At 72.7% G+C, this 16223-nt stretch carries 14 protein-coding genes and 1 riboswitch; of the genes, 6 read left to right on the top strand and 8 right to left on the bottom strand.

The window, feature by feature from the left end; genetic code table 11:
• Positions 1-30 precede the first annotated feature (30 nt).
• Positions 31-1017: an NlpC/P60 family protein gene (locus ACGFIZ_RS01370; RefSeq protein ID WP_393414377.1), complete on the bottom strand. Its 987-nt coding sequence runs from the start codon at positions 1015-1017 to the stop codon at positions 31-33.
• A 66-nt stretch (positions 1018-1083) separates the two neighbouring features.
• Positions 1084-1223, bottom strand: a riboswitch (cyclic di-AMP (ydaO/yuaA leader).
• 214 nt (positions 1224-1437) lie between these two features.
• Here ACGFIZ_RS01370 and ACGFIZ_RS01365 point away from each other — a divergent pair.
• Positions 1438-1794, top strand: coding sequence for a hypothetical protein (locus ACGFIZ_RS01365; protein ID WP_393414374.1), 357 nt, complete (start codon positions 1438-1440; stop codon positions 1792-1794).
• Complete coding sequence (locus tag ACGFIZ_RS01360; protein WP_393414371.1) at positions 1791-2873, top strand: N-acetylmuramoyl-L-alanine amidase; 1083 nt, start codon at positions 1791-1793, stop codon at positions 2871-2873. Before ACGFIZ_RS01365 ends, ACGFIZ_RS01360 begins: the two co-directional genes overlap by 4 nt.
• 63 nt (positions 2874-2936) lie before the next feature.
• Here the strand turns inward: ACGFIZ_RS01360 and ACGFIZ_RS01355 are convergent, their stop codons facing one another.
• The 5 genes from ACGFIZ_RS01355 to ACGFIZ_RS01335 all read right to left on the bottom strand — a co-directional run bounded on the left by ACGFIZ_RS01355 (position 2937) and on the right by ACGFIZ_RS01335 (position 9532).
• Positions 2937-3953 (bottom strand): NlpC/P60 family protein, encoded by a 1017-nt coding sequence (locus ACGFIZ_RS01355; protein ID WP_393414368.1) that lies wholly within the window; start codon positions 3951-3953, stop codon positions 2937-2939.
• 177 nt (positions 3954-4130) lie between these two features.
• Positions 4131-5132, bottom strand: coding sequence for a hemolysin family protein (locus ACGFIZ_RS01350; RefSeq protein ID WP_393414365.1), 1002 nt, complete (start codon positions 5130-5132; stop codon positions 4131-4133).
• On the bottom strand, positions 5125-6435 hold the full coding sequence (locus ACGFIZ_RS01345; RefSeq protein ID WP_393414859.1) for a hemolysin family protein: 1311 nt from the start codon (positions 6433-6435) through the stop codon (positions 5125-5127). Before ACGFIZ_RS01345 ends, ACGFIZ_RS01350 begins: the two co-directional genes overlap by 8 nt.
• 218 nt (positions 6436-6653) lie before the next feature.
• A complete protein-coding gene (locus ACGFIZ_RS01340) occupies positions 6654-8909 on the bottom strand; it encodes a (Fe-S)-binding protein (RefSeq protein WP_393414362.1) in 2256 nt (751 codons plus the stop codon).
• Between the two features lie 359 nt (positions 8910-9268).
• Positions 9269-9532: a cell division protein CrgA gene (locus tag ACGFIZ_RS01335; RefSeq protein ID WP_117668059.1), complete on the bottom strand. Its 264-nt coding sequence runs from the start codon at positions 9530-9532 to the stop codon at positions 9269-9271.
• A 224-nt stretch (positions 9533-9756) separates the two neighbouring features.
• On the opposite strand from ACGFIZ_RS01335, the gene ACGFIZ_RS01330 reads away from it, so the two are divergent.
• The 4 genes from ACGFIZ_RS01330 to ACGFIZ_RS01315 are packed head-to-tail and all read left to right on the top strand — an operon-like array spanning position 9757 to position 12918.
• Positions 9757-10563 carry a DUF881 domain-containing protein gene (locus ACGFIZ_RS01330; RefSeq protein ID WP_393414358.1) on the top strand — a complete coding sequence of 269 codons (807 nt, stop codon included), beginning with the start codon at positions 9757-9759 and terminating at the stop codon, positions 10561-10563.
• A complete protein-coding gene (locus tag ACGFIZ_RS01325; RefSeq protein ID WP_393414355.1) occupies positions 10560-11984 on the top strand; it encodes a class E sortase in 1425 nt (474 codons plus the stop codon). The genes ACGFIZ_RS01330 and ACGFIZ_RS01325 overlap by 4 nt, the downstream gene beginning before the upstream one ends.
• 3 nt (positions 11985-11987) lie before the next feature.
• Positions 11988-12263 (top strand): hypothetical protein, encoded by a 276-nt coding sequence (locus ACGFIZ_RS01320; protein ID WP_393414352.1) that lies wholly within the window; start codon positions 11988-11990, stop codon positions 12261-12263.
• A gap of 4 nt (positions 12264-12267) precedes the next feature.
• Entirely contained in the window at positions 12268-12918 is a 651-nt protein-coding gene (locus ACGFIZ_RS01315) for an aminodeoxychorismate/anthranilate synthase component II (RefSeq protein ID WP_347666370.1), read from the top strand.
• A gap of 92 nt (positions 12919-13010) precedes the next feature.
• Here ACGFIZ_RS01315 and pknB read toward each other — a convergent pair whose 3' ends face one another.
• On the bottom strand, positions 13011-14804 hold the full coding sequence (pknB, locus tag ACGFIZ_RS01310; RefSeq protein ID WP_393414349.1) for a Stk1 family PASTA domain-containing Ser/Thr kinase: 1794 nt from the start codon (positions 14802-14804) through the stop codon (positions 13011-13013).
• On the bottom strand, positions 14801-16222 hold the full coding sequence (locus tag ACGFIZ_RS01305; protein ID WP_393414346.1) for a protein kinase: 1422 nt from the start codon (positions 16220-16222) through the stop codon (positions 14801-14803). Before ACGFIZ_RS01305 ends, pknB begins: the two co-directional genes overlap by 4 nt.
• Between the last annotated feature and the right edge of the window lies 1 nt (position 16223).

Raw genomic sequence — 16223 nt, 5'->3', positions numbered from 1 at the left:
GGCCCCCGTCCCGCAGGGGCCCCGTACCCGTCAACCAGGGCGGCCGTAGCTGTTGACCTGGCCGTCGTCGACGCGCTTCATCTTGATCGGGACGCCAGCCTGGGAGGCGTGCACGACCCAGCCGCCACCGACGTACATGCCGACGTGGTGCAGGTCGGCGTAATAGAAGACGAGGTCGCCGGGGCGCAGGTCGGCGCGGCTCACCCGGGCGGTCACGGCCCGCTGCCGGGCCGCGTTGTGCGGCAGCGAGACGCCGGCCTTGGCCCACGCGGCCATCGTCAGGCCGGAGCAGTCGTACGCGTTCGGGCCCGCGGCGCCCCACACGTACGGCTTGCCGATCTGGGCGCAGGCGAACTTGACGGCGATCCCGGCGCCGCCGCCCGGATAGCTCGCCGGGCACGGGGCGGGCCGCAGCGAGCCGCCGCCACCGTTGCCGTACACCTTGATCCGGAGCTTCTGCAGCCGGTCGATCTCGGCGTTGATCTGCTTGCGCTTCGCCGCGAGCTGGGCCTCGGTGCGGGTGAGCTGGGCGACCATCTCGTCCAGCGGCTGCTTCTTCGCGGCCAGCCGGTCGCGCAGGTCGACGACCGTCTGGACGTCGCGCTGCTGGCGGTGGGCGAACTGGTCGAGCAGTTCCAGCTGCCCCAGCATCTGGCTCGCGGAGCGGCTGCCCAGCAGCGCGTTCACGGCCGAAAGATTCTCACCCTTGTACGCCTCGACGGCGAGGCCGTTGACCTTCGCCATCGCCTCGTCCACCTGACGCTGCAACGGCCCGATCTGCCGGGCGAGCGCGTCGGCCTGCTTCCGCTTCGCGGCGAGGTCCTGGCGGGTGGCGTTGTGCCGCTCGATGAGCGGTTCGAGCTTGTTCCAGTCCTGGTCGATCTGCTGCTCGATCTCGGCGACCGACGGTTCGGCGTGGGCCGGGGGCGCGACGCCGGCCAGGACGACGGCGGCGCCGGCGAGGGCGGCCAGGGCGGTGGTGAAGCGTGACCAGCGTGGACGCGGCGCAGCCGGCATCCGGTCGGCGTGGGCCGACCGGCGCGACGGGCGCCGCGGGGCATGGTGTGCCACCGGGCTCCGTTCTCCTTCTTCCGTACCGCCTACCGGGTTAGCTGACGGGTTCGGGCGGGAAGGGAGAGCGCCCTACCGCAGCGAGGCTGCGGATTCACCCCGGCGTACCTGGGTCCCCGGCTCGCCCGGAGGCGACTCGGCGGTGTCGGGCCGTCACCGCCCGGTGTGGGCGGCGCTGTGACCGGCCGACGGTTGACCAGAGTAGAGACGGGCGTTACCGATTCGCAACCCGACGGGCTGTGACACTCCGTATGACCGGGGTCTCCGTAGCTTTCCTTCACGCAATATCGATAACCGGAAAGGTATTGACCCCTTGGGGCGGCGGCGGGAGGGTGGCCTCACCCAGACCCTCACTCGGGAGGTTCGATGCCCCGATCCAACCTACCGGCGAGCAGACGCGTCCTGCTCGCCGCCGTGGTGGCAGCGGCCACCGCGGTCCTACCCTTCGCCGCCGGGCCCGTCGCGGCCGAGCCGCTCGGCACCGGGTCCGCCGACGCACCCACCGACCGGCAGCAGCAGTACGCGGCCGCCGCGGCCGAGTACGGCGTGCCGGAGAGCGTCCTGCTCGGCGTGTCCTACCTGGAGTCCCGGTGGGACACCCACGCCGGCCGCCCGAGCACGAGCGGCGGGTTCGGCCCGATGCACCTGACCGACGCCGAGCGGGTCGCCTCGGCCGAGGCCGCCAGCGCCCACGTCGACGAATCCCCAGCGTCAACCTGGTGAAGCGGGCGGACTACCTGGGCTGGCACTACACGCTGCGCTCGGTGGACGGCTACATCGCCCAGCACATCAAGGCCAAGGACGTCGGCTGGCACGCCGGCAACTGGTACGTCAACGCCAAGTCCATCGGCCTCGAGCACGAGGGCTTCGCCGGCCACGGCACCTGGTACACGGAGGCGATGTACCGCACCTCCGCGAAGCTGGTGCGGCACATCGCGCTGCGGTTCCAGATCCCGCTGGACCGGCAGCACATCCTCGGCCACGACAACGTCCCCGGCACGGTGGCGTCGACGGTGGCCGGCATGCACTGGGACCCGGGCCCGTACTGGAACTGGTCGCACTACTTCGACCTGCTGAAGGCGCCGTTCCAGTCGACCGGCACCCCGCACACCGGGCTGGTCACCATCGACCCCGACTACGCCAGCAACCAGCCGGCGTTCACCGGCTGCAACCGGCAGCCGCCCGGCGTCCCGAGCCCGCCGCCGCCGATCGCGCCGTGCCCGCTGCGCGGCTCGTCCTCGGTCGTCCTGCGCACCGCGCCGAGCGCCGACGCGCCGCTGGTGAACGACCGCGGGCTGCGCCCGAACGGCACGCCGAACACGATGTACATCTCCGACCACGGCGCCCGCGCCTCGACCGGGCAGACGTACGCCCTCGCGGACGTCCAGGGTGACTGGACGGCGATCTGGTACCTCGGGCAGAAGGCCTGGTTCCACAACCCGGCGTCCGCGCCGACGGCGAAGTGGGCGCAGGGCTTCGTGGTGGTCCCGAAGGCGGGCAAGGCCACGATCCCGGTGTACGGGCGGGCGTACCCGGAGCGGGAGGCGTACCCGGCCGGGGTGCCCTACCAGGCGATCTCGCCGCTGCAGTACACCCTCCCGGCGGGCCAGCGGTACGCCGTCGGCGGCGTGCTGGCCGGCGAGTACTACCGGGCCGTCACCTTCGACGGCTCGTCGCCGGGCGACTGGACGGTGATCCGGGGCGAGAACCGGTACGTGCAGATCCAGTTCGGCCACCGGGTGATGTACGTCAACCAGGACGACGTCGACGTGCTGCCGGCGACGGTGGGCGCGCCGCGCTGACCGCAACCGCGCACGGAAACGGCCCCCGCTCGAGCGGGGGCCGTTTCCGTGGTTGCGTGGGCGTCAGCCGGGGCGGCGGAAGCCGGCAACCGGCATGTAGTTGATGCTGCTCACGTTGACGGGCTTGCCGGCCCGGGGCGCGTGCACCATCTTGTCGTTGCCGAGGTAGAGGCCGACGTGGTGCAGGTCACTGAAGAAGAACACCAGGTCGCCCGGACGCGCCTCGGAGCGCGGGATGGCCCGGCCCTCGTTCCACTGCGCCCCCGTGAAGTGCGTCAGGTGGATGCCGGCGGCCTTGTAGGCGTACTGGGTCAGGCCGGAGCAGTCGAACGCGTTCGGACCGGTGGCGCCCCAGACGTACGGGTCGCCGACCTGGGCGCAGGCGGTGCGGATGGCGATCCGGGCCGCCTCACTGACCACGCCCGAGATCGTGGGGCAGCCCTCGGTGACCACCACGGTCTTCGGCATCATGCCCTGCAGCCGCTTGATCTCCGTGTTGATCTTCGTCTTCTTGGCCGCCAGCTCCTTGGTCTTCTTCTCCTGGTCGGCGATCAGGGTGTCCAGCTTCTGCTTCTCGCCGTCGTACTTGGCGCGCACCGCCATGACCCCCTCGATCTGCTTGCGCTCCTGCGCGGCGAGGCGGTCCAGGATCGTCAGCTGCTCGGCGAGCGTCCCGGGCTTGGTGCTGACCAGCAGCGCGCTGAGCTCCTGGGACGGGCCGGACATGTAGTACCGGGAGGCGAGGTCGCCGACGCGGCTCATGGCCAGGTCGGCCTCCAGCGCCAGCGGCTCGATCTTCTTCTGCAGCTCGTCCGACTTCTCCTTGTTGACCTTCAGCTGGGCGCGCACCTTGTTGTACTGCTCGATCGTGGGTTCGAGCTGCTCCCACTGCTTGTCGATCTGCGCCTCGAGCTCGTCGACCGACGGCGCGGCGTACGCGGGCGCGGCCAGCACGCCGGCGCCGACGGCGACGGCCGCGACCAGGGTGAGCAGGCGGTGTGCGACCCGGCGTGCGCGGCCCGGGCGAGCGGACGGTAGTCCGGGCACACGACGATGAGGAGGCATGGTTGCCACCGGCATGGACTCCTTCGCAACCGACCGCCGGGCGCCTCGCGAGGGGGAAGATCGAGGCAGACGACCCACAGCGGTCAGCGCACCACATTAGGGAAGCCCGGGCGGGGAATCAAGGCCGGCCGACGGGCCGTCACGCCCCGGCGACCGTCCGCGCACAACGGGTGCGACAGCCGGGGCGAGGACTCAGCCGACGATGGCCGTCAACACGTCGTCGAGGGTCACCACGCCCAGCGGGCGGCGACCGTCGCTCACCAGGACCATGTGCCGCCGCTCCCGGCGCATCGACAGGAGCAGGTCGGCCAGCGTACGGTCCGGCGGCACCACGGCCAGCGGGTGGTAGACCTCGGGCGGCACGGGCGCCCGACGGTCCGCCCCGGCGTACCCCAGCACGTCCTTGACGTGCACGAAGCCGAGCACCCGCCGGGTGGCCCGCTGCACCACCGGGAACCGGGAGCGGCCGGTGCGGGTGGCCAGCACCTCCAGGGAGGCCGGGGAGACGTCCTCGGCGACGGTGGTCACCGTCGACCACGGCCGCAGCGCGTCGGCCGCCGTACGGCTGTGCAGCGCGAGCGCGCCCGTGATCCGCGCGTGCTCCTCCGCGTCGAGCAGCCCCTCCGTCCGCGCCTGGGACACCAGCCCGGCCAGTTCCTCGGCCGTGAAGACCGTCTTGACCGCGTCCGTCGCCTCCACCCGCCACAGCCGCAACACCTGGCGCGACGCCCACTTCATGGCCACCAGCAGCGGCTTGGTGGCCGTGCAGAACGCCAGCATCGCCGGCCCGAGCCAGAGCGCGGACGGCTCCGGCCCGGCCAGGGTGATGTTCTTCGGCACCATCTCGCCGACGACGGTGTGCAGGAAGACCACCATGCCGAGCGCGATCAGGAAGGCCACCGGGTGGATCGCGCCGGACGGCAGGCCCACCGCGTGGAACGGCACCTCCAGCAGGTGGGCCAGCGCCGGCTCGGCGATCGCGCCGAGGCCCAGCGAGCAGATCGTGATGCCGAGCTGCGCCCCGGCGATCATCAGCGGGATCTGGTTCATCGCGGACAGCGCCCAGCGGGCCCGCTTCGACGTGACGGCCAGCGGCTCGATCACCGTCCGGCGGGACGCGATCAGCGCGAACTCGCTGCCCACGAAGAAGGCGTTGCCGAGCAGCAGCAGCACGGTCACCAGCAGCTCAAGCATCGTCGCCGGGCTCCTCCGGGCGGACCACCCGCACCTGCTCGACCCGGTGCCGCTCCACCTCGACCACGGTGAACTCCCAGCCGTCCTCCTCGACCGTCTCGCCGGCCATGGGGATGTGCCCGAGGCGGGCCATCAGGAAGCCCGCCAGCGTCTCGTACGGGCCCTCGGGCAGCCGGAAGCCGGTCTGCTCGGCCAACTCGTCCTCGCGCAGCACGCCGTCGACCAGCGCGGTGCGCTCCCCGCCCGGCACGGTCAGCTCGACCGGTCCGGCGTCGTCGACCGCGTCCGGGTCGAACTCGTCGGCGATCTCCCCGACCAGCTCCTCCACCAGGTCCTCGACGGTCACGACGCCGTCGGTGCCGCCGTACTCGTCGACCACGATCGCCAGGTCCGCGCCGGCGGCCCGCAGGGCGGCCAGGACCCCGTCGAGGTCCAGGCTCTCCGGTACGTACACCGGCTCCCGGGCGACCGACGCGACGCTGGTGGCGGCCCGACGGGCCAGCGGTACGCCGAGCGCGTCCGACACCCCGGCGACGCCGGTGACCAGGTCGAGGGTCTCCTCGAAGACGGGGAACCGGGTGCGGCCGGTCTGCTGGGCGAGGGTGAGCAGCTCGGCGACGCTGGCCGTGGCGCGCAGGGCGATCACGTCGACCCGCGGAGTCATCGCCTCGGCGGCCCGCTTCTCGCCGAAGCGGATGGTGCGGCGCAGCAGCATCGCGGTGTCCGGGGGGAGCGCCCCGGCGCGGGCCGAGATCGCGGCGAGCAGGCCCAGTTCCTCCGGGGAGCGGGCGCTGGCCAGCTCCTCCTGCGGTTCCACCCCCAGGCGCCGCACCAGCGCGTTCGCCGAGCCGTTCAGGCCCCGGATCAGCCAGCCGAACGTGCGGGAGAAGCCGCGCATGCCGCGGGCGGTGGCCAGCGCGGCGGGCATCGGCCGGGCCAGCGCCAGGTTCTTCGGCACCAGCTCGCCGAAGAGCATGGACACGAGGGTCGCCAGGGCCAGGGCGAGGAACGGGGTGACCCGGTCGGCGGTGGCCCCGAGCGGGTGCAGCAGCGGGGTGAACAGGCGGGCCAGCGCCGGCTCGGCGAGGTAACCGGTGAGCAGGGCGGTGATGGTGATGCCGAGCTGCGCCCCGGAGAGCTGGAAGGAGAGCTCGCGCAGCGCACCGCGTACCGTCGTGGCCCCGCCGTCGCCGGCCGCGGCCCGCCGGTCGATCTCCGGGCGGTCGACGGTGACCAGGGCGAACTCGGCCGCGACGAAGAACGCGTTGCCCGCGGTCAGCAGCACGAAGCCGACGAGGGGCAACAGGGTGGTCAATAGCGGACTGTCAATGATCGTTCACCTCGGCGCGATTGTTCCACGGCGGGCCCGCCGGCACACCACCCCGCGCGGGCGGGCGTGGCCGCTCGAGCCTCGGAACGGATGATCAAGAGGTTTGCGTCAGAGCTGATCTCCAATCTGACGCAAACCTCTTGATCAACGGGCGAGGGGCGAGGGGCTGGCGCCGCCGCCCGGGCCGGCGGTCAGCCGGCGACCGGCTCGGCCTCCTTGTCGCCGCGCGTCTGGTCGGGCTTGACCGAGCGCAGCAGCACGCTCGCGACGTCGACGACCTCGACCTGCTCCCCGGCGCCCTTGCCGTTCACGCCGTCGTTCAGCATCGTCGAGCAGAACGGGCAGCCGACGGCGATGGTCTTCGCCCCGGTGGACATGGCCTCCTCGACCCGGTCCACGTTGATCCGCTTGCCGATCTTCTCCTCCATCCACATCCGGGCGCCGCCGGCGCCGCAGCAGAAGGAGCGCTCGCTGTTGCGCGGCATCTCGGTCAGGCCGCCGGCGCGGCCTGCACCGGACTGGGCCGCGCTGCCGCCCTGGCCAGCTCCGGCTCCGCCCGCGATGGCGCTGCCGAGCACCTCGCGCGGCGGGGCGAAGACCCGGTTGTGCCGGCCCAGGTAGCAGGGGTCGTGGTAGGTGACGCCGCCGTCGACCGGTTGCACCGGGGTGAGCCTGCCGGTGCTGACCAGGTGGGCCAGGAGTTGGGTGTGGTGCACCACCTCGAACTCCCCGCCGAGCTGCCCGTACTCGTTGCCCAGGGTGTTGAAGCAGTGCGGGCAGGTGGCGACGATCTTGCGCTTGCTCTTCTCCCGGCCCTCGAACGCCTCGTTCAGCGTCTCGACGTTCTGCTGGGCGAGCATCTGGAAGACGAACTCGTTGCCGATCCGGCGGGCCGGGTCGCCGGTGCAGGTCTCGCCCTCGCCGAGGATGGCGAAGGAGACGCCGGCCTCGTGCAGCAGCGTGGCGACCGCGCGGGTGGTCTTCTTCGCCCGGTCCTCGAAGGCGCCGGCGCAGCCCACCCAGAACAGGTACTCGAAGTCCTCGACCTCGCCGACGCGGGGCACCTCGAAGCCGAGGCCCTTGGTCCAGTCCTCGCGGGTGTTCTGCGGGGCACCCCACGGGTTGCCCTTGTTCTCCAGGTTGCGCAGCATCACGCCGGCCTCGGACGGGAAGCTCGACTCGATCAGCACCTGGTAGCGGCGCATGTCGACGATGTGGTCGACGTGTTCGATGTCCACCGGGCACTGCTCGACGCAGGCGCCGCAGGTGGTGCAGGACCAGAGCACGTCCGGGTCGATGACGCCGCCCTCCTCGGCCCCGCCGATCAGTGGCTTGTCGGCCTCGGCCAGCGCCAGCACGTCCACGTGGGCGAGCTGGGCGGCGGTCGCCTTCTCCTCACCGGTCAGGTCCTTGCCGCCGCCGGCCAGCAGGTACGGCGCCTTGGCGTACGCGTGGTCGCGCAGGCTGAGCACGAGCAGCTTCGGCGACAGCGGCTTGCCCGTGTTCCAGGCCGGGCACTGCGACTGGCACCGGCCGCACTCGGTGCAGGTGCTGAAGTCCAGCAGGCCCTTCCAGGTGAACTGCTCGACCTGGGCGACGCCGAACTGGTCCTTCTCGGGGTCGGCCTCCTCGAAGTCGAGCGGCTTGCCCCCGCTCATCATCGGCCGCAGCGCGCCGAGGCCGGAGCCGGCCGGCTTGGCCGGCTCGCGCTTGAAGAAGATGTTGGGGAACGCCAGGAACCGGTGCCAGGCGACGCCCATGGTGACGTTCAGCGAGATCACGATGAGCCAGGTCATCGAGATGGCGATCTTGATCAGCGCGGCCACGCTGACGCCGGCCTCCCACGCGGGCAGCGCGCCGCCGAGCGCGTGGCTGACCGGGGTGGCCCAGGCCGGGTACTCGAACTGATCGGTGGCGACCTTGAAGCCGCGGATCAGGAACCCGAAGATCAGGACCAGCAGCACGACCCACTCGACGAAGTAGCCCTGCCACATGGTCGAGCCGGTGAACCGGGAGCGCCCGCCGGGCCGGGTGGGCCGGTTGCGCAGCCGGATCGCCATCAGCACCAGGATGCCGGCCAGGCCGAACACCCCGATGAGCTCGGTGGCCAGGCCGAAGACCGTCCAGTGCCCGACGACCGGCAAACCGCCGCCGGGGCTGACGACCTCGAAGTACGCCTCCAGCACCAGCAGCGAGAGCACGATGAACGCGACCATCACGAACCAGTGCGCGGCACCCACCACGCTCCACTTGAGCATGCGGGTGTGGCCGGCGGTCTCGGCCAGCATGGTCTTCGTCCGGGTGCCCTTGTCGGTGAACCGCTGGGGGTCCGGCTGACCCAGCCGGATGACTGCCACCATCTTCATGACCGCGCGTACCGCAAGCCACACCGCCACGGCGGTGATGGCGGCCGCGAGGATCGTGGTGACGATCTGGACGCTGCCCATCGAGTTTGGCCTCCCGGTCTGCTGCCTGTCGAGCGGCTCGGCGACCGGGCCGGGGTCAGGGCGTGGCCGCGTGGTGCCGCTGCCGCGCCCGGCGACCGGACCGGTCGATGACCTCGCTCCGCTCGGTCATGCAGTGCAGCCTACGCGCGAGGTTACCCAGTGGTAACGTGACTCTTCTCGCGCCTGGCGGCGCCGCCCTGCGCACACCATAGGGTGCGCGGCGCCAGGACGCCCAGAGGCCGTGCGAGTGACGTGCGCCGCCCGGGGCGACACGGGCGGGGCTGCGGAGCCGCACGGGCGGACCAGGCCGCCGCCCGCCCGGCCGCGGAGCCGAGGCGGGCGGGTGCGGCCGCGCGGGGTCAGCGCCAGCGGGAGAGCAGGACCAGGGAGCCGACCATCGCGCCGAAGCCCACCGCGAGGTTCCAGTAACCCCACGACATGACCGGGTACGCCTGCTCGGAGAGGTAGTACACCACCAGCCAGCCGATGCCGGCGACGATCAGGGCGACCGCCGTGATGGGCAGCCAGACCGGGCTGGGCTTGCGCGTCGCCGCCGTCGCCGTCGGACGCACGTCCGTCGGCGGGGTGTACACCTTCTTCTTGCGGACCTGAGACTTGGGCACGACGCTCTCCAGGGGTGACGACCTCGTCCGGCCTGACAACCGGGCGCGGGGGCGACGGTCCATGGCCAATAATGTTCGACAGCTAGCGTAGTCCTGAACGGCCGTCCTAACCATGAATGGGGTCAGGCCGATGCACGGAGTGACCGAAATAGGCGGGACTGTTCGGTCACCGCACCGGCCCTCGTCCCGACGGCCGGCACCAGACGACGCGGAAGGAACGCTCGGTGGAGTACACATCCGGCGCGGCCTCCTGGCAGAAGGCCCTTCGGCGGGCGGTCGCCGTCCTCCTGCCCAGGCGCCCACGGCAACGGCGTCCCGGCTGGTCGATGGGCGTGCCGCTGATCGCCGCCGCGGCCGGGCTGCTCTTCACCACGAGCGCGACGACCGCCGACGGCACCGCCCTGCGTGAGGACCGCCGCCCCCAGCTCACCCAGCTCATCGAGGACCGCCGCAAGCAGGTCGAGGCGAGCGAGCAGCAGGCCGCTCGGCTGCGGGCCCAGGTCGAGAACGCGACCGCCACCCTGGCCGACTCCGACGGCCCGATCAGGGAGCAGCGGGACCGGGCCGCCGCCAGCCGGCAGGCCGCCGGGTTCACCGCGCTGACCGGGACGGGGCTGACCGTCGAGCTCGACGACGCTCCCGGCGGCCCCGACCAGGGCCTGCCCGCCGACGCGTCGAATGACGACCTGGTGGTCCACCAGCAGGACGTCCAGGCGGTGGTGAACGCGCTCTGGGCCGGCGGCGCGGAGGCCATGTCAATCATGAACGTGCGGGTGCTCACGACCAGCGCGGTACGCTGCGTGGGTAACACCCTGCTGCTGCACGGCCGGGTGTACTCCCCACCGTTCAAGATCGTAGCAATCGGCGATCCCGCTGCCCTCAAGCATGCCCTCGCCGCCTCCGAGGGAGTCCAGTGGTTCATGGACGACGTCCGCGACTTCCACCTGGGGTACCGGGAGACCGTCTCGACGGTCACGGTGCCCGCGTTCGAGGATTCGACGGCCCTGCGCTCCGCGACGGTGCCCCGGTGAGCCGGGCACCGGACGACCGCTGGGACGGCTGGCAGGGTGCCCCGCACCCGCCGGCCGGCGATGTCGACGCCCCGCTCGACCGCTCCACCCCGGTCCCCCCCGTCGCCCACACCACCCCGTCCGGCCCGCAGCCGCACAGTCCGGGCAGCCCCTGGCCCGCCCCGCAGCCGCACAACCCCGGCGGCCCCTGGCCCGACCCGGTGCTGCCGCCCCGGCCGGCGGCCCCCCAGCCCCCGCAGACGCATCGGCAGGCCACCCCGCGGCCGTGGCCCGGCGCCGACCCCGGGCGGCCCACGCCGCGTCCGGCCGCCCAGCCGTACGGTCCGCCGCCCGGCGGCCAGGGCGTCGAATCGGGGAGCGGCCACCCGATGGCCCCGGCGGACGCTCCCACGGCCCTCATCCCGACCATCGGCCCCCGCCCGGCCGGCCGTCCCACGCCGCCCCCGCCGGCCGCCCAGGTCCAGGCCGCGGGCACGCCGGGATCGAGCCCGACTCCGAACCCCGCCGATCCGGCGGCCACCGCGCTGATCCCGGCGGTTCCCGGCCGGAACCCGGCCCGTGGTCCCGGCCTCGACACGACCGCACTCATGGGCGCGGTGCCCCGGCCCCCGGTCGCCGACGACCCCGCCGACGCGGCTCCCGTCGAGCCGTCCAAGCTTCGACGCGGCGAACGGGTGATCCAGCTCCGGGCGACGCAGACCGGCGAGGGCTACCGGAGCGTGTACTCCGAGCTGACCCGCCCGTCCGTCTGGTCGCGGCTGCGCACCGGCGTACGGGTCACCGGCGAGTTGCTGATCACCTTCGGCCTCGTGGTGCTCCTGTTCGCCGGCTACGAGGTGTGGGGCAAGTCCGCCATCGTCGACGCCCACCAGAACGACCTCTCCCAGCAGCTCGCCCAGGCCTGGGACCCGAGCGACGACCCGACCGTCGCCCCGACCGGCCCGACCACCAAGCCGAAGCCGCCGGCCCACGGCAAGCCGCTCGCCGGGCTGTACATCCCGAAGCTCGACAAGCACTGGGTCGTCGTGGAGGGGGTCACCCAGCAGGACATCCGGTACGCCCCGGGCCACTACCCGGACAGCGCGATGCCGGGTGAGCTGGGCAACTTCTCCGTCGCCGGCCACCGCAACCGCGCCACCTTCTGGCGGCTGGACGAGCTGCACGACGGCGACGCCATCGTGGTCGAGGGCAAGACCGAGTGGTACGTCTACGAGGTCTTCAAGAGCCGGATCGTCCGGCCGAACCAGGTCGAGGTGGTCGCGCCGGTGCCCATGGAGCCGGGCGAGCCGCCGAAGAAGCGGCTGCTCACGCTGACCACCTGCAACCCGAAGTTCGACAACTACCAACGGCTGATCGTCCACGCGGAGCTGAAGCGCACGCAGGCCAAGGCGTCCGGGCGACCGGCGGAGCTGGGGGGCTGAGGCGTGTACGCCTGGATCTGGCGCAAGCTTCCGCTGGGGCTGCCCGGCAAGCTGGTCGGCTCGCTCGCGCTCGTCGCCGCGACGGTGGCTCTGCTCTGGTACGTGGTGTTCCCGTGGGCCGAGCCGCTGCTCCCCTTCGACGACGTGCAGGTGACCCAGGACTCCGGCAACCCGGGGGGTTCCGACTCCGGCGGGACCGGGGACACCCCGGACAACGGGCACGAGCTGCCTTACGACACCGAGCAGAACAACACCCCGCCCCCCTCTCCGAGCAGGTGAACCGATGCGCGTCCTGGTGATCGACAACTACGACTCGTTCGTGTTCAACCTCGTGCAGTACCTCGGCCAGCTCGGCGTGGACTGCGAGGTCCGGCGCAACGACGAGATCGGCCTGGACGAGGTGGGCCGGGCCGGGGCGGCCGGGGTGCTGCTCTCGCCCGGTCCAGGCAGCCCGGACCGGGCCGGCATCTGCCTGGACGTGATCCGCCGGTACGCGGGCGAGCTGCCGATCTTCGGCGTGTGCCTCGGCCACCAGGCGATCGGCGAGGCGTTCGGGGCGACCGTGGCCCGCGCGCCGGAGCTGCTGCACGGCAAGACCTCCGAGGTGCGACACAAGTCGGTCGGCGTACTGGCCGGGCTGCCGGACCCGTTCACCGCCACCCGCTACCACTCGCTGGCCGTGCTGCCCGAGACGCTGCCGGACGAGCTGGAGGTCACCGGCTGGACGGGCTCGGGCGTGGTGATGGCCATGCGGCACCGCACGCTGCCGGTCGAGGGCGTCCAGTTCCACCCGGAGTCGGTGCTCACCGAGGGCGGGCACCTGATGCTGGCGAACTGGCTGGCGAGCTGCGGCCACCCGGAGGCCCTGGAGCGCGCCCCGGAGTTGGCCGCCGAGGTGGACGCCCGCCGCCGCGCCGCGTTCGCCGCCGCCTGACCCACCGCCGGCCAAGGCGGCACAACGCCGGAAAGCGCGAACCCGGCCCCCTGTCGAGGGCCGGGTTCGGCGTCTGAAGGACTGGTTTGGCGTCAGCGCTCGTTGAGGCGAGCCGGCGGGAACGGGAACAGCCCGCCCCCCTCTCCGGTCGGGCTGCTCGACGGCGTCGGCGTCGACTCGGACGGCTCCGCGGTGGGCAGCGGGATGGAGACCTCGATGGTGACGGTCTTCCCCTTCTCCAGCTTCGCGCCGGGGGCCGGGCTCTGGCCGGTCACCCGGCCGGCCTGGTCCGCCGGCACCTCGTCGCCGTCGCGGACCTGCACGTTGTAGCCGGCCTGCCGGAGCTCCCGCCTCGCCTCATCCTCCGTCAGCCCGGTGACGCGCGGCACATCGCGGATGTTGCCCCGGGAGACCTCCACGGTCACCTCGGTGTCCTCGGGGACCCTGGTGCCCTCCTTCGGGGTCACCTTCGTCACCGTCCCCTCCGGCTGCGCACTGTCGACCGGCTTCTCCTTCACCACGAGCTTCAGGCCCTCGAGCTGCTGCTCGACGTTCTTGAACTGGGATCCGACGAGGGCGTCCGGGATGGTCACCTCGGGCTTGCCGCCGCAGAGCTGGAAGGTGACCCCCTGGCCCTCCTCCAGTTCCGTGTCCGGAGCCGGGGTCTGCTGGACGACCGTGTTGACCTTGCAGGTGCTGTTGAAGACCTGCTCACCCTCCGTGGGTACCAGCCCCGCGTTCTGGAGCTCGGCCACGGCCGCGTCCTTGGCCTTGCCCTCCAGGCTCGGCACCCGGACCTTGCCGGCCCCCTGGCTGCTGATCAGGATGCCGGCGACCAGGGCGATCACCGCGAGCACGCCGAGCGCGGCGAAGACGGCGATCACCCAGGAGGAGGTCTTCCGCTTGCGCGGGTCGCCGACCCGGGCCGGCACCTGCTGCCGGGTCTGCGGGCCCAGCACCTGGGTCTGGTAGCCCCCCGCGGCGGCCTGCGCCATCGGGACGGTCTCGCTATCGCGCATCACGGGGGTGGCCAGCACCGGCCGGCCGGCGGCCGCGCGGAGCAGGTCCGCGCGCATCTCCCCGGCGCTCTGGTAGCGGTTGAGCGGGTTCTTGGACAGCGCCTTGAGCACGATCGCGTCGATCGCCGGGGTCACGTCCGGGTTGATGTCGCTGGGCGTCGGCGGGGCCTCCCGCACGTGCTGGTACGCCACGCTGACCGGGCTGTCCCCGACGAACGGCGGGTGCCCGCAGAGCAGCTCGAACAGCACGCAGCCGGCGGCGTACACGTCGGAGCGGGCGTCGACCGCCTCGCCGCGCGCCTGCTCCGGGGAGAGGTACTGCGCGGTGCCGATGACGGCGCTGGTCTGGGTCATCGTGGTGGCGCCGCTGGCCAGCGCCCGAGCGATGCCGAAGTCCATCACCTTGACCTGGCCGGTCTGCGTGAGCATCACGTTGCCCGGCTTGATGTCGCGGTGGATGATGCCGTGCCGGTGGCTGAACTCCAGCGCGGCGCACATGTCGGCGCAGATCTCCAGCGCCCGGCGCGGCTGGAGCCGACCCTCGGCGCCCAGCACCTCCTTGAGGGTCCGCCCGTTGACGAACTCCATCACGATGAACGGCAGTGTCTCGCCGGTCGGTGCGGTCTCCTCGCCGGTGTCGTACACGGCGACGATGGCAGGGTGGTTGAGGGACGCGGCGTTCTGCGCCTCGCGGCGGAACCGCATCTGGAACGTGGCGTCCCGGGCCAGGTCGGTCCGGAGCATCTTGATCGCGACGTCCCGACCGAGCCGGAGGTCGCGGCCGCGGTGCACCTCGGCCATGCCGCCGTAGCCGAGCAACTCGCCGACCTGGTACCTGCCACCGAGCAGGCGGGCCTGCGCTGTCATCGCGTCTGTCGTCCTTCGCTCGTCGTCGTCTCGCCGCCGCCCGGCAGGAGCCGTTCCATCCGACGGTACGACGTGTCGGGAGCATCGTCGCGTCCGTCGGTCCTCAGCGCGCCGGACGTCACTGTCCGTGGGCCGAGGTCCCCCGCACCGGTGTTCTTCCGCAGGTTGTAGGAAATCACGCCCGAGCAGATCAGAACCAGCACGGCCAGCAGCAGCACGAGCAGCACCTTGCCCGACCCGCCACGCGCCGGCGGGGCGGGCGGCAGGCCGGGCTGACGGGCGTACGCCGGATTGGCCGGGTGGACCGGGGCCGCCGGCACGGCCGCGGCCCCGCGCGGGTACGCCGGAGTGGCGACCACGGGCGGGCGCGGCGCGGCGACCGGCGGGCGGGGTGCGGCGACCGGCGGGTGTGCCGGCTGGTGGGCGACCGGCGGGCGGGGCTGCGGCGGCGCGGACGCCGTCACCGGCCGCTGCGCGACCGCGGGCGGACGGGGCTGCTGGTGCGAAACGGGCCGGACCTGGGCGCGGGCCTGCGGGCCGGCCGGGGACGCCGGCGCGGCCGAGACCTGGCCGAGATGTCCGCCGGTACGGGACTGCTGGCCGAGGGTCAGCTTCGTCTGCCGGGCCACCCCCGCCAGGGCGGCGGCGCTGGGCCAGCGGGCGGCCGGATCCTTCGCCATCGCCCGCTCGACGATCGCCCGGACCTGCGGCGGGATGTCCGCCGGCAGCGGCCGAGGGGCGTCCCGAACGTGCCGCATGGCGATTTCGAGCGGATTGTCCCCCTCGAACGGCCGCCGCCCGGCCAGGCACTGATACGCGACCACGCCGAGGGCGTACACGTCGGAGGCCGGCGTGGCGACGGCGCCGGTGGCCTGCTCCGGCGAGATGTACGACGCGGTGCCGAGCACCGAGCCGGCGGCGGTGAGCTGCCCGACCAGGTCGGACCGGGCGATGCCGAAGTCGGTGAGCACGAGGGTGCCGTTGGGCCGGACGAGCAGGTTGCCCGGCTTCACGTCCCGGTGCACGATCCCCTTGAGGTGCGCGGCGTGCAGCGCGTCGGCGGCCTGCGCGACCAGGGCCATGGTGCGGGCCGGGGTGAGCCGGCTCACCCGGCTGAGCGTGGCGGAGAGCGGGTCGCCCTCCACGTACTCCATCACCAGGAAGGCGATCTGCTGGTCGCTGCCGAAGTCGTAGACGTCCACCACGCCGGGGTGGTTGATGGTGGCCATCGTGCGGGCCTCGCCCCGGAACCGCTCGGCGAAGCCCGGCTCGTCGAGCAGCGCCGGGAGCAGGCTCTTCACCGCGACCGTACGCCCCAGCACCTGGTCGGTGCCGCGCCACACGTCGCCCATGCCGCCGCTGGCGATCCGCTCGTCGAGGCGGTAGCGGTTGCCGAGCTGGACGCCGGGGCTGAGCATG

Origin of the sequence: Micromonospora sp. NPDC048830 (assembly GCF_043198215.1) — a bacterium.
In the GTDB taxonomy this organism is placed as follows: domain Bacteria; phylum Actinomycetota; class Actinomycetes; order Mycobacteriales; family Micromonosporaceae; genus Micromonospora.
Note: the sequence above shows the minus strand (reverse complement) of the source record. Positions and strands in the feature narration are given on the sequence as shown.

Coding starts and splice junctions, on each gene's coding strand:
- ACGFIZ_RS01370 (WP_393414377.1), bottom strand. CDS start 1,017: ATGCCGGCTGCGCCGCGTCCACGCTGGTCACGCTTCACCACCGCCCTG.
- ACGFIZ_RS01365 (WP_393414374.1), top strand. CDS start 1,438: ATGCCCCGATCCAACCTACCGGCGAGCAGACGCGTCCTGCTCGCCGCC.
- ACGFIZ_RS01350 (WP_393414365.1), bottom strand. CDS start 5,132: ATGCTTGAGCTGCTGGTGACCGTGCTGCTGCTGCTCGGCAACGCCTTC.
- ACGFIZ_RS01355 (WP_393414368.1), bottom strand. CDS start 3,953: ATGCCGGTGGCAACCATGCCTCCTCATCGTCGTGTGCCCGGACTACCG.
- pknB (WP_393414349.1), bottom strand. CDS start 14,804: ATGACAGCGCAGGCCCGCCTGCTCGGTGGCAGGTACCAGGTCGGCGAG.
- ACGFIZ_RS01315 (WP_347666370.1), top strand. CDS start 12,268: ATGCGCGTCCTGGTGATCGACAACTACGACTCGTTCGTGTTCAACCTC.
- ACGFIZ_RS01340 (WP_393414362.1), bottom strand. CDS start 8,909: ATGGGCAGCGTCCAGATCGTCACCACGATCCTCGCGGCCGCCATCACC.
- ACGFIZ_RS01305 (WP_393414346.1), bottom strand. CDS start 16,222: ATGCTCAGCCCCGGCGTCCAGCTCGGCAACCGCTACCGCCTCGACGAG.